General features: G+C 44.9%; 15 protein-coding genes and 1 rRNA gene. All 16 read left to right on the forward strand.

From position 1 onward, the window contains the following. The first annotated feature begins 95 nt into the window (after window positions 1-95). Window positions 96-638, forward strand: a complete 543-nt coding sequence (gene hpt, locus BLT29_RS12320) for a hypoxanthine phosphoribosyltransferase (protein WP_090776615.1) — start codon at window positions 96-98, stop codon at window positions 636-638. Between the two features lie 66 nt (window positions 639-704). Further along, the gene (ftsH, locus tag BLT29_RS12325; RefSeq protein ID WP_090776616.1) at window positions 705-2690 is read left to right on the forward strand and encodes an ATP-dependent zinc metalloprotease FtsH; all 1986 of its coding nucleotides are present in this window, start codon (window positions 705-707) and stop codon (window positions 2688-2690) included. Between the two features lie 54 nt (window positions 2691-2744). Then, a complete protein-coding gene (locus BLT29_RS12330) occupies window positions 2745-3518 on the forward strand; it encodes a type III pantothenate kinase (RefSeq protein WP_090776617.1) in 774 nt (257 codons plus the stop codon). 10 nt (window positions 3519-3528) lie between these two features. After that, on the forward strand, window positions 3529-4413 hold the full coding sequence (hslO, locus tag BLT29_RS12335) for an Hsp33 family molecular chaperone HslO (protein WP_090776618.1): 885 nt from the start codon (window positions 3529-3531) through the stop codon (window positions 4411-4413). Further along, window positions 4410-4550, forward strand: coding sequence for a hypothetical protein (locus BLT29_RS13420; protein WP_176763919.1), 141 nt, complete (start codon window positions 4410-4412; stop codon window positions 4548-4550). The genes hslO and BLT29_RS13420 overlap by 4 nt, the downstream gene beginning before the upstream one ends. A 126-nt stretch (window positions 4551-4676) precedes the next feature. Beyond that, window positions 4677-5558, forward strand: a complete 882-nt coding sequence (locus BLT29_RS12340; protein WP_245701280.1) for a DMT family transporter — start codon at window positions 4677-4679, stop codon at window positions 5556-5558. A gap of 210 nt (window positions 5559-5768) precedes the next feature. Continuing rightward, window positions 5769-6605, forward strand: a complete 837-nt coding sequence (locus BLT29_RS12345; RefSeq protein WP_090776619.1) for an SMI1/KNR4 family protein — start codon at window positions 5769-5771, stop codon at window positions 6603-6605. Between the two features lie 26 nt (window positions 6606-6631). Next, window positions 6632-6775 carry a hypothetical protein gene (locus tag BLT29_RS13425; protein ID WP_176763920.1) on the forward strand — a complete coding sequence of 48 codons (144 nt, stop codon included), beginning with the start codon at window positions 6632-6634 and terminating at the stop codon, window positions 6773-6775. A 104-nt stretch (window positions 6776-6879) separates the two neighbouring features. Beyond that, entirely contained in the window at window positions 6880-7818 is a 939-nt protein-coding gene (gene cysK, locus BLT29_RS12350; RefSeq protein ID WP_090776620.1) for a cysteine synthase A, read from the forward strand. 127 nt (window positions 7819-7945) lie between these two features. Then, window positions 7946-8779, forward strand: coding sequence for an aminodeoxychorismate lyase (pabC, locus tag BLT29_RS12355; protein ID WP_090776621.1), 834 nt, complete (start codon window positions 7946-7948; stop codon window positions 8777-8779). Between the two features lie 31 nt (window positions 8780-8810). Beyond that, entirely contained in the window at window positions 8811-9575 is a 765-nt protein-coding gene (gene folP, locus BLT29_RS12360; RefSeq protein WP_090776622.1) for a dihydropteroate synthase, read from the forward strand. Beyond that, on the forward strand, window positions 9576-9944 hold the full coding sequence (folB, locus tag BLT29_RS12365; RefSeq protein WP_090776623.1) for a dihydroneopterin aldolase: 369 nt from the start codon (window positions 9576-9578) through the stop codon (window positions 9942-9944). Next, window positions 9934-10461 (forward strand): 2-amino-4-hydroxy-6-hydroxymethyldihydropteridine diphosphokinase, encoded by a 528-nt coding sequence (gene folK / locus BLT29_RS12370; protein ID WP_090776624.1) that lies wholly within the window; start codon window positions 9934-9936, stop codon window positions 10459-10461. Before folB ends, folK begins: the two co-directional genes overlap by 11 nt. 69 nt (window positions 10462-10530) lie before the next feature. Next, entirely contained in the window at window positions 10531-11523 is a 993-nt protein-coding gene (gene dusB, locus BLT29_RS12375) for a tRNA dihydrouridine synthase DusB (protein WP_090776625.1), read from the forward strand. Window positions 11524-11626: 103 nt separating this feature from the next. Further along, complete coding sequence (gene lysS / locus BLT29_RS12380) at window positions 11627-13126, forward strand: lysine--tRNA ligase (protein WP_090776626.1); 1500 nt, start codon at window positions 11627-11629, stop codon at window positions 13124-13126. A gap of 352 nt (window positions 13127-13478) precedes the next feature. After that, a 16S ribosomal RNA gene (locus tag BLT29_RS12385) occupies window positions 13479-13554 on the forward strand; the annotation flags it as partial.

Genomic DNA, 13554 nt, shown 5'->3' on the forward strand with positions numbered 1-13554 from the left:
TGTCATTTGCTACGCCTCTTGGAATGGGAAGTTCAGTACAGTGAATGCCTAGTATAGGCGTGATGGTTTGATTGACTAGAGGAGGAAAAAGGTATATGAAAAACGACATGAGAGAAATTCTAATTACAGAAGAAGAAATTCAAGAGAAGGTAAAGCTGCTCGGTCGTGAAATTTCGAATGAATATGATGGGAAGTTTCCGCTTTTCGTTGGTGTATTAAAAGGGGCGCTACCATTTATGGCCGATTTAATTAAACAAGTTGATATCCATGTAGAAATTGATTTTATGGATGTATCGAGCTACGGCAAAGGGACAGTCTCATCAGGAGAGGTTAAAATTGTCAAAGATTTGAATACGAAAGTAGAAGGACGAGATGTCGTCATCGTGGAAGATATTATTGATAGTGGATTGACACTTAGCTATTTAATCGAGCTATTTAAATATCGTAAAGCAAAGTCTGTAAAAGTGGTCACGTTGCTTGATAAACCAGAAGGAAGAAAAGTTGACCTTGTCCCAGATCGAGCCGGTTTCATTGTCCCAGATGAGTTTGTTGTCGGTTATGGACTTGATTTTGCGGAGCGTTATCGGAATTTACCATACGTTGGTGTGCTCAAACCGGAGATTTATGAAGGCGAATAGTTGGTACTTACGTCGCAGTTGTGGTAAGATAGGTGCAGTTTTGTTGGATGTGGGAGGAGGTCAAGGATGAATCGTACAGTACGTACTATTATTATTTTCACATTGCTGCTATTAATTGTCATGGCGGCTGTGCAAAGTTTATCAGGAGACCGCACGGAAACAAAAGAAGTGCGGACCGACGAGTTTTTACAACGCCTTGATAAAGGTGAAGTCAAAAGTGTTGAAGTGAAACCTGAACGATCTGTGTTCATTGTGACCGGTCGTTTTACCGATAGCAAGAAAGATGAACGTTTTGAAACACATCTTCTTAATTCAGAAGTAACAAAGGATATGTTGCTGCAATTAGAAAATGTTGATCTTACTGTAAAACCGGAAGACCAACAAAGTAATTGGTTGTCAACAGTGCTTTGGTTTGCGCCATTATTGTTAGTCATTTTAATCATCTTCTTTTTAATGAGCTCTGCCCAAGGCGGCGGTGGCGGCGGTGGAAACCGCGTCATGAATTTTGGGAAAAGCAAAGCAAAAATGGTGAGTGATGATAAAAAGAAAGCGAAATTTAAAGATGTTGCTGGTGCGGATGAGGAGAAACAGGAGCTTGTCGAGGTTGTAGATTTCTTAAAGGACCCGCGCAAGTTTGTTGCGATTGGGGCACGTATTCCAAAAGGGGTCTTGCTCGTTGGTCCTCCGGGAACAGGGAAAACCCTTCTCGCTCGTGCAGTTGCTGGTGAAGCAGGTGTGCCGTTCTTCTCGATTAGTGGTTCGGACTTTGTCGAAATGTTTGTTGGTGTCGGTGCATCTCGTGTGCGTGATTTGTTTGAAAACGCGAAGAAAAACTCACCGTGTATCATTTTCATTGACGAAATTGATGCGGTTGGTCGCCAACGTGGTGCGGGTCTTGGCGGTGGTCATGACGAACGTGAACAGACACTTAACCAGTTGCTTGTGGAGATGGACGGATTTAGTTCCAATGAAGGAATTATCATCATTGCGGCGACAAACCGAGCCGATATTTTAGATCCGGCACTGTTGCGTCCAGGTCGTTTTGACCGACAAATTCAAGTGAATGCGCCTGATGTCAAAGGGCGCGAAGAAGTGCTCCGTGTACATGCGCGTAATAAGCCGCTGCGTGAAGATGTCAAGCTAGACCTAATCGCAGCACGGACGCCTGGTTTTTCTGGTGCTGATCTGGAGAACTTATTGAATGAAGCAGCACTTGTCGCTGCACGTGGCAACAAAACAGAGGTTGGCATGGAGCATGTTGAAGAAGCAATTGACCGGGTCATTGCTGGACCGGCGAAGAAGAGCCGTGTCATTTCTCCAAAAGAGAAAAATATTGTTGCATGGCATGAAGCAGGTCATACAGTTGTTGGGGTGAAGCTTGAAAGTGCTGATATGGTGCATAAAGTGACGATCATCCCACGGGGAATGGCCGGTGGCTATGCGATGATGCTCCCGAAAGAAGATCGTTATTTCATGACAAAGCCAGAGTTGCTTGATAAAATTGTCGGCTTGCTCGGTGGGCGTGTCGCAGAAGAAATTCAATTTGGCGAAGTGTCGACGGGTGCGCACAATGACTTCCAACGAGCGACCGCTATTGCCCGGAAAATGGTCGCTGAGTATGGGATGAGTGACAAAATTGGTCCAGTGCAGTTTGGTTCGAACGGCGGCGGGCAAGTCTTTTTAGGTCGTGACATCCAAAACGAGCAAAATTACAGTGATGCGATTGCCCATGACATTGACCTAGAGGTGCAGCGGATCTTGAAAGAAAGCTACACACGCTGTAAGGAGATTATTCTTGAGAACAAAGATAGTCTTGATTTGATTGCGCAGAAATTACTGGAGCTAGAAACGCTTGATGCCGAGCAAATCCAATCGTTAATTAACGAAGGAAAGTTGCCAGAAAACCATCACGCAACGAAGAAGTTGACAGATGTGAAGGTGAACATTCAATCGAAAGACGATGAGGCCACTGGTGAGCCGTATGAAGAAACAACGAACTTACCAGACGACCAGTCGGGTTCTGTTGATCATAACGGTGAGAACCGCTCGTAAATATGGGGAGGGTGCCTAGCGCGGGCACCCTCTTTTTCTTAAGGAGGGCTACTTGTGCTACTTGTACTTGATGTTGGTAACTCATCTGTTACGGTTGGTTTGTATGAAACGGACACGTTCATTGCCACGTTTCGGATGGCGACCAAAGCGGAGAAAACGAGCGATGAATATGCGATGTTATTGCAGCGCTTTTTTCATTATAAGGAAAAAAGCTTTGCCGACGTCGATGCGGTGATGATGTCTTCGGTTGTGCCGACGATGACACATCGTCTTACGCAAATGTGTCAAGACTACATAGGCATAGGGCCACTTGTCATCGGTCCGGGTGTGAAAACAGGCTTAAATATTCAAACGGACAATCCTAAAGAAGTTGGCGCTGATCGGATCGCAAGTGCCGTGGCAGCGATTGCGCACTACGGCACCCCAGCGATTGTTGTGGATATTGGGACGGCAACCACCTTTACATATATCGACCAGGCGCGCTGTTACAAAGGTGGTGTCATTGCTCCAGGTGCAGCAATATGTGCCGAAGCATTATATACGCAAGCAGCAAAATTGCCAAAGCTCGAATTATCTCGTCCACTTTCAGTGATTGGTCATACAACGAGTGCATCAATGCAGAGTGGGATTTACATCGGCCATGTGGCGCTCATTGATGGTGTCTTGTCGCGAATGATTGATGAGGCGCGTTTAACTGATGTACATGTCATTGCTACGGGTGGCTTAGCACACTTATTTTATGAAGATGTGGCTCAGTTGACGTTTTTAGATGAGCATTTAGTATTAAAAGGATTGAAAGTCATTTATGAGAAAAATAAGGTAAAGTGAGGCGGAATGAATGAGTGATTACTTAGTGAAGGCGACAGCATTCAGAGGAGAAGTGCGTGCCCTTGCAGTTGTCGCAACAGAAATGGTTGCTGAAGCATGCAAACGCCAAGATACGTGGGCGACTGCTTCGGCTGCACTTGGGCGAGCGATGATGGGCGGAACACTCATGGCGGCGATGTTAAAAGGCGACGAAAAACTCACCGTGCGTGTTTGTGGTGACGGTCCGATTGGCCAAATCATTGTTGATAGTCATGCTGACGGTACGACGCGGGGCACGGTGACAAATCCACATGTTAGTCCGGAACTGAACAATGTAGGGAAGTTAGATGTTGCCCGTGTTGTCGGGAAGAACGGGATGATTCATATTGTGAAGGACTTAGGTATGAAAGAGCCCTTCATCGGTAGCGTGCCAATTGTCTCGGGAGAGCTCGGTGAAGACTTCACATATTACTTCGCTCACTCTGAACAGACCCCTTCTTCAGTCGGTGTTGGTGTGCTCGTAAACCCGGATGAAACGATTCTTGCTGCTGGCGGGTTTGTGATCCAGCTCATGCCGGGAGCAACAGAAGCGACAATTACTGAGATTGAACAACGGCTTGCGCGGACGATGCCTGTTTCTAAGATGGCGGCGGAGGGAATGTCACCCGAGGAGATGCTTCAGACATTGCTTGGTGCCGAGAATGTAAAATTTTTAGAGACGAAGCCGGTGCGGTTTGCGTGTACATGTTCTTTTGAACGGATGAGTAGCGCGCTCGTTAGTCTTGGACGTGACGAATTATCAAGTATGATTGAAGAAGACGGCGGCGCGGAGACGACGTGCCATTTTTGTCAGGAAGTATATACTTTTTCCCGGGAGGAGCTTGAGGCGTTGCGGGAGCAGGGGGGACTTAAGTGAATATAGCTAGTAGGGAGGTGGAGGAGTTGTTAACAATTATTTGGCAACTGTTAGGTTTTGCAGCGCTGGGATTTAGCATCTTTTTGCTGTATCTTTTAACAAAGTTCTTGATTCAAAATACACGTAAAGGTTCATGATCACGAGGAAAACAGTTATGTGACTCTGGATGGATGACTTTTACATAGACAATCTGTCATTTTGTCATTTCATCTTGTACCGTCGTCTGATAAGATACACGTACAGCGTAGAGGAGGCACATGACCATGGCACACCAAGATTTCACAACAAAAAAACAGTGGCATGCAGCGGTACAAATGATTATAACAATGATGATCTTTGGTTCAGTCGGCTATTTTGCGATTCAGACCAATTTGCCGTCATTCGAACTAGTCTTCATGCGTTGTCTGTTTGGGACAATCTTCTTAGTTGGTTGCTGGCTTGTGACAGGAGAGTATAAGCGAGAAACATGGACGAAAAAAGGGCTATTTTTAACGCTCATATGTGGTGTCTTTCTTGTGTTTAATTGGGTGTTCTTTTTCAAAGCACTGGAAGCAATGTCGATGACGATCACCGTCTCTGTGTATCACTTAGCGCCGGTCTTTGTGCTGCTTGCGGGGAGTATCATTTTTCGTGAACGGTTGACTGTACGTGCGATCATCGCAATTGTTGCTTGTTTTGTTGGAACGATGTTTGTGGCGGGGATGACGGCAGGATTTTCTGTTCAAGCACTTTTTTCGTCCGGGATGATTTGGGGGTTACTGGCAGCGACTTTTTATGCGGCAACGACATTGCTTGGAAAAGGCATGAAACAGATGAGTGCTTATGCAATGACATTTTTGCAAACGTTCCTCGGGTTATTTTTATTATTGCCCTTTGTGGACTTCGATGCTTTTCTAGGGTTAACCACTTACAATTGGCTTTATGTCATTGGGACAGGTGTCATTCATACTGGCATTGTGTACTATTTATTTTTCAATAGCTTGCGAAATTTGTCGTCTCGCGTGATCTCTATTCTTGTATTTCTAAACCCCGCGGTGGCGATGTTACTTGATGTTGCTTTAATCGGGTTTCGGCCGACGACGATGCAGCTGATAGGTGTTGTATTAATCTTTTTTGGGATGGCGTTTGCAGTATGGCGTAAGTGAGGAAGTTTGCTACTTCTTCTGGAAGCGTGTACAATTAGTTGGTATTTTTCGTTTGATTTTGCTAAGTGATTGGAGCACTGTGCATGGAAAAAAATAAACATCAAACACCCATATGGAAGAGTATCGTGTATGTGGGGATCGGTATCATGATTGGCTACTTAACGATGAAGTTTGTCCTGTAGTTATAGATAAAGTAGAGGGAGCGATTGAATGGATTACGGGCGGTTTTGGTTAGCGGAGCTTTTGGATGAATATGAGTTAGAAAGATTGACAGAAGAAACAATTGTGAATGCAGAAAAAGTTTTAGGGGTGAAACTGCCGGCTGATTATGTGTCTTTAATGCGGGAACAAAATGGCGGTAAACTGTATAGAAGCAGCTTTCCTCAACGTATTGGAGACTACGAGGATAACTGTTTCCCTGTTGAGTATATATTTGGTATCGGTAAAACAGAAGACCAAGGCATCCTTGCGACGCCGTACATGATTGAAGAGTGGGAGTTACCTAAAGACATTGTTTTAATTAATGGTGATGGTCATGAATGGTTTGTGTTGGATTATCGAAAAAGTAAAACCGATCCAACTGTTGCTTACATTGATGTAGAAATGGAGATTGACCAACAAGTTGCCAAGAGCTTTAAAGATTTTGTTAAACAATTGGAATACAATCGTGAATTCTTGAGTGATGTCGATGAAGATGACTTCCTCCCTGTGGAAGATGAGATTTATAATGAAAAACAACTTGAGGAGGCTGTGAAAAGTTGGTCAGATCCTGCAATGATTACAGACACTTTTTTCTATTTTTCAAGCAAAGAAACGATATGTGATATTAATTGGTTAATCTCGCAAGCAATTGTTGCATGTCATCATCATGACGATCCTTTTTTTGTGGATGGTATCGTCGCCTACACATATAAAAGAATGACTTTCACGGATAAAAACGTGTTAAACAAGGAACTGGTCGATCAGTTCAAGGGAAAGATCCGGCAGTACCCAGAAGAATTTGTTCGTAAGTATGCAGAAAAGATCGAGGACATTTTTTCGGGATGAGTAAGTGAAGGGGGATGAAAAGACACATGAAGCGCTTTAAACGTTGGCTAAAGGAAGGTTTTAGACACCCCGATCAAGTGAAACATGCGGGTGGCGATATTTTTACAACGGTTGTCGGGCTTAGTTATGCCGCTATCGCACATATTCTTCGCAAGAAGCAGCAAATGTGATGTACAACCATGATATTATTTGACTAAGATTGCACGATCTGATACGATTCGTATATAAAACCAATCAATATACTATGAATTAGGTGAGGAAGGGGCGGATACGGATGATGGTAGCAAATAATATTACGGAATTGATCGGCAATACCCCGCTTGTGAAGTTAAACAGATTGACGACACCGGCGCATGCAGATGTGTATGTCAAATTAGAGTACCAAAATCCCGGCAGCAGTGTGAAAGATCGAATTGCGCTGGCGATGATTAATGCAGCGGAAGAAGCGGGGACATTGAAGCCGGGAATGACGATTATTGAACCAACGAGCGGTAATACTGGAATTGGTTTGGCAATGGTTGCCGCGGCAAAAGGGTATAAAACAATGCTCGTTATGCCAGAAACAATGAGTATGGAGCGACGGAACTTATTACGTGCGTATGGAGCTGAGTTAGTATTGACGCCAGGGCCTGAAGGAATGGGTGGGGCCATTCGTCAAGCGGTTGAGCTTGCGGCGCAAGATGGTTTTTTCATGCCACAACAATTTGAGAATGAAGCCAATCCAGTCATTCATCGTGAAACAACAGGAAAAGAGCTATTGAAACAAGTCGAGGGACAGTTAGACGGATTTGTTTCTGGTATTGGTACAGGTGGGACCATTACTGGTGCTGGAGGACTTTTAAAAGAGCACTTCCCGCATTTACAAATTGTAGCAGTCGAGCCGCAAGATTCTCCAGTGTTGTCTGGAGGCAAGCCAGGTCCGCACAAAATTCAAGGTATTGGCGCAGGATTTGTACCGGAAATTTTAAATACAGACATTTATGATCGGATTGTGACTGTATCCACAGAACAAGCATTTGAATATGCGCGGCGTGCGGCACGAGAAGAAGGGATCTTAGGTGGTATTTCTTCAGGTGCAGCTCTTTATGCAGCGCTAGAGCTCGCAAAAGAGCTTGGTAGCGGGAAAAAAGTTGTCGCTGTACTCCCGTCGAATGGTGAGCGTTATTTAAGTACACCGCTTTATCAGTTTGAGGAAGAGGAAGCGCGCTCGTAAAAATATGTTTTCCAACAAAAAGCAGCCCTTTTTTGCACGGGGCTGCTTTTCTTATGCTGCTATGTTTAGTAGAATAAAGAGCGACGAATGTGAATCGCTGTGACAATGATGCAAGGAGCGGTGCTGGATGTATGTGTATGTGAACGGGATGGTGGTGTCGGAGGAAGAAGCAATGGTTTCTGTATTCGATCACGGTCTGCTGTATGGACTTGGTTTGTTTGAGACGTTTCGCTGGAGTAGAGAAGGGGTGTTCCGTTTAGATGCACATATGTCGCGTCTGCAAAAAAGTTTGCAGCAAGTTGGTATTCATGCTTCTTTAAGCATCGCCGAAATGAAAGAAGTGTTAGCAACACTTGGTGAGGCAAATGGGCTCTCTGAAGCGTATGTACGCTGGAATATCACCGCGGGGACGTCGCCGCTTGGTCTGACAGCGAAAGTGTACGAGCATCCAAATGTTATCGTGTACATGAAGCCGATGCCGCCGGTCGTTGCACATAAAACGGCGCGTGTGTTGTCGTTACCGAGGAATACACCGGAAGGACAATGGCGGTTGAAATCACACCATTTCATGAACAATGTGCTAGCAAAACAAACACTTGGAGATGATCCAACGATAGAAGGGATTTTTTTAACCGCGAATGGCGATGTTGCTGAAGGCATTACCTCGAATATTTTTTGGTTATATGACGGAGATGTTTACACGCCATCTCTGGAAGCAGGTATTTTAAATGGTGTCACACGAGCATGTATGATTGAGCTGTTGCGGCAAGCGGGATATAAAGTAGTTGAAGGTTTATTTCCGCGATCGTCGTTAGTGACCGCAGATGGTTGGTTCATGACAAATGCGATTCAAGGGGTCGTGCCGATTACACTGTTGGAGGAGCAGCAATCACGCGCGTGTGACGAGGTGCAACAGATTCAACACCTGTATATAGAAGCACGAGCAAGAGAAATGGGGTGAGGTTTTGCAGCAATTAGAGCGGACGAGAATAATGGGTATTTTAAATATAACGCCGGATTCTTTTTCAGATGGAGGTTGTTACACGCAAGTGAGCGAGGCGATTGATCGTGCGGCGAGATTAATTCAAGAAGGAGCAGATATCCTCGATGTAGGTGGAGAGTCAACACGTCCGGGCGCAGTGGCTGTGTCGATAGAAGAAGAGCGCGAACGTGTTTTACCGGTTGTCGAGGCGTTGTCGGCTCGCTTTGACGTGCCAATTTCGATTGATACGTATAAAGCAGCAGTTGCAGAGGCCGCTGTGCAGGTAGGGGCAGCAATGATTAATGATGTCTGGGGTGCGAAAGCAGATCCTCGAATGGCGGAAGTAGCGGCGCAATATGATGTGCCAATTGTTTTAATGCACAACAGAGAAACAGCTGGGTATAAAGTGCTCTTGTCAGACATGAAAGCCGATTTGCAAGAGAGCATTCATATTTGTCGTGCAGCGGGTGTGCGTGACGATGCGATTTTACTTGATCCGGGAATCGGTTTTGCGAAAACTTATGCCGACAATATCCAAGTGATGCGGCATCTGGAGGAAATTGTTGCGCTAGGCTATCCGGTTGTATTAGGAACATCGCGAAAGTCTTTTATCGGTCAGACACTCGGTTTACCAGTAGATGAACGGGTGGAAGGAACGGGTGCCACGGTTTGTTTAGGTATAGCTAAAGGTTGTTCAATTGTGCGCGTACACGATGTGCGAGCGATGAAGCGAATGGTACAAATGATGGATGCGATGATGGGGAGGGTGTCATAAATGGATAAAATTCATATGAAGCAGTTATCTTTTTATGGTTACCACGGTGTCTTCCCGGAAGAAAGAAAGCTTGGCCAACGCTTTATGGTCGATGTGACGTTAATGCTTGATTTATCTGCAGCGGCGCTAAACGATGAGTTGACCGCGTCGATTGATTATGGTGATGTGTATGCACGTATTCGCGACATTGTTGAAGGAAAACCGCATCAGCTCGTTGAGGCATTGACAAACACGATTATGGAAGAATTGTTTGCTGCATATGAACGGCTGCAAGCATGTACCGTTGTTGTAACGAAGCCGGATCCGCCAATTCCCGGGCATTACCAATCTGTTGCAGTAGAAATGACGAGGCAGCGCGATGACACATAACGTCTTTTTGGCGCTTGGATCAAATATTGGTGACCGGGAAGCCTATTTGAACGAGGCGATCCATGCGCTGCACGGGCATGCAGCGATCGCGGTTGTTCGTATGTCTAGCATTTATGAAACAGCACCTGTTGGCTATACGGATCAAGAACCTTTCTTAAACCAAGTAGTGGAAGTGCAGACGACGCTATCACCGGATTCATTGTTACAAGCGACCCAGACGATAGAGTGTAGTTTAGGACGTAAGCGGATGATTCGTTTCGGTCCAAGAACAATAGACCTTGACATTTTACTGTTTAATCGTGAAAATATTGAGAAGGAACAATTACAAATTCCTCATCCTCGCATGTGGGAACGCCTTTTTGTGCTTATGCCTTTGGCGGAGCTGGTGCCTGATCTTTACGTTGAGTCGCGTGGCCAGACAGTACGGGCGTTATGTGAGGCATTTAGCGAGCGGGAAGGAATTAGCTTATGGCGTCCAGCTATAGAGATAGAAGTGGCTATGTGTTTAAAAAAATGAACAGCGTAAATGCTGATCAATAGATCTGATAAAATGCAGCATAAATTTAAACGAAAAGGAGGTGCAGGGATGCTGAAAATCGGAGACATTAAGATGAAAAACCAAGTCGTGCTTGCACCAATGGCGGGGGTATGTAACCCAGCATTTCGCTTAATTGCAAAAGAGTTTGGTGCTGGACTTGTTTGTGCAGAGATGGTGAGTGACAAGGCAATTTTACATCAAAACGAGAAGTCACTTCAAATGTTGTATGTAGATGAAAGAGAAAAGCCACTCAGCTTGCAGATTTTTGGTGGCGAAAAAGAAACGCTTGTTGAAGCGGCGCGTTTTGTTGACCAAAATACGAACGCAGATATTATTGATATTAATATGGGGTGCCCAGTCCCAAAGATTACGAAATGTGATGCTGGTGCTCGCTGGCTTCTTGATCCAACTAAAATTTACGAGATGGTTGCGGCGACGGTTGATGCAGTGAAAAAACCGGTAACAGTGAAAATGCGAATTGGTTGGGATGAAGACCACATTTTTGCGATCGAAAATGCCCAAGCAGTTGAGCGTGCTGGCGGTAGTGCAGTCGCGGTACACGGTCGGACGCGGGTCCAAATGTACGAAGGCGTTGCCAATTGGGAGATCATTCGTGATGTGAAGCAAGCGGTCAAGATTCCTGTTATTGGGAATGGTGATGTGACAACGCCGCAAGAAGCAAAGCGGATGCTTGATGAATACGGCGTGGATGGTGTGATGATTGGACGAGCGGCACTTGGGAATCCGTGGATGCTTTATCGGACGATTCGTTATCTAGAAAATGGCGAGTTGCCGCCTGAGCCGACAGCACGCGAGAAAATCAACGTATGTTTATTGCACTTAGATCGTTTGATTGCGTTAAAAGGCGAGCGTGTGGCTGTAAGAGAAATGCGGAAGCATACAGCGTGGTACATCAAAGGCATGCGCGGCAAAGCGAAGATCCGCGACAAAGTGAACCAATTTGAAACACGCGAAGATGTTGCAAGCACGCTACATGAGTATATTGACTACTTGGAGGCGCACGAACTAGCGCAAGTGTAAGTAGTGTTATACACTGTAACGATAATATAAATGGGATAGGGTTGGACCGATTCGCTCGGTCTCTCCCTTTTTCATCCATGAACATAAGGGGTTGAAAAAAGGGATGACAGATGAAGTAGCATTGCATGACTTGTTGGCGGTGCGTCAAGACAAGTTGCAGCAGTTATACGACCAAGGTGTGGTGCCTTTTGGTGGGAAGTTTGTACGTACGCATACGGCAGAGCAAGTGATCGAACAATTTTCTTCTTTCTCAAAGGAAGATTTAGCAGCGAAAAATGATCGTGTTGTACTAGCAGGGCGATTAATGACAAAAAGGGGAAAAGGGAAAGCGGGCTTTGCTCATGTTCAAGACTTGAGCGGACAAATTCAAATTTATGTTCGTCAAGATGCGATTGGCGATGAAGCGTATGATTTATTTAAAGCGCTAGATATTGGTGATATGGTTGGCTTTACTGGTGTTCCTTTTAAAACGAAGGTTGGGGAAATGTCAGTCAAAGTAACGGAGTTAACACTGCTTAGTAAATCGCTGCGCCCACTACCGGATAAATATCACGGCTTAAAAGATGTGGAACAGCGCTATCGTCAGCGTTACTTAGATTTGATTACGAGTGAACAATCTCGAGATGTGTTTATCATGCGTAGTAAAATCATTCAAGCGATCCGACGTTTCTTAGATCATAAAGGATTTTTGGAAGTGGAAACACCGATGATGCATAGCATCCCGGGCGGTGCGTCAGCACGTCCATTTGTGACGCACCATAACACGCTTGATATGACATTGTATATGCGTGTCGCGCCCGAATTACATTTAAAGCGATTGATTATTGGTGGCTTGGAGAAAGTTTATGAAATCGGGCGGAACTTCCGTAATGAAGGTGTTTCGACACGGCATAACCCTGAGTTCACAATGATGGAATTGTACGAGGCATATGCCGATTTCGAAGATATGATGACATTGACAGAAAAGCTCATTTCTCACGTTGCAGAAGAAGTATGTGGCACGACAACGCTCATGTATGACGAGCATGAGGTCAACCTTGCTCCTGGGTGGGCGCGCATCCACATGGTTGATGCAGTGAAAGAAAAAACAGGCGTTGACTTTTGGCAACAAATGAGCGATGAAGAGGCACGGAGTTTAGCGAGAGAGCACGGGGTGCCTGTGAAGGGAACAATGAAATTTGGGCACGTCGTCAACGAATTTTTCGAGCATTTCGTTGAAGAAACGCTTATTCAACCAACATTTATATACGGGCACCCGCTAGAAATTTCCCCACTTGCGAAGAAAAATGACCGTGATCCGAGATTCACCGACCGGTTTGAGTTGTTTATGGTTCGGCGTGAGCACGGAAATGCTTTTTCAGAGTTAAATGATCCAATTGACCAGAAACAGCGCTTTGAGTCACAGCTTTTAGAGCGAGAACAGGGTGATGACGAAGCCCATATGATGGATGAAGATTTTGTAGAGGCACTTGAATATGGTATGCCGCCGACTGGTGGATTGGGGATTGGGATTGACCGACTTGTCATGCTTTTGACAAATGCATCGTCCATTCGTGATGTGCTGCTTTTCCCGCAAATGCGTGGTCGGGAGAAGAGCGACTGACAAAATGTAAATGTAGCATTTAAGTGAGCGGAGATATCAGCTATAATGGTGTGAACAGGTGTAATCCAGCACCTGTTCAATTTTTTTTTTTGGAAGAAATAATAAAAAGCCCTTGCAAACATATTTGATAGATGATATATTATTTCTTGTCGCTAAGCCTTCGGTGATGTTGATACATAATTTTATTAAAAAGATATTGACAGTAGAAGGAGCAACTGGTATTATATAAAAGTTGCTAACAAGCGACATAAGCTCATTGAAAACTAAACAATAGCCAAGCGTAAAAAGAGATCAATAGATCTCAACATGTAAGCCACAAAGAAATTTGTGCAAAATGAGCAAATCAAACACTTTAATGGAGAGTTTGATCCTGGCTCAGGACGAACGCTGGCGGCGTGCCTAATACATGCAAGTCGAGCGCACAGAAG

Source organism: Shouchella lonarensis (assembly GCF_900096965.1).
GTDB classification, from domain to species: Bacteria; Bacillota; Bacilli; order Bacillales; family Bacillaceae_D; genus Shouchella; species Shouchella lonarensis.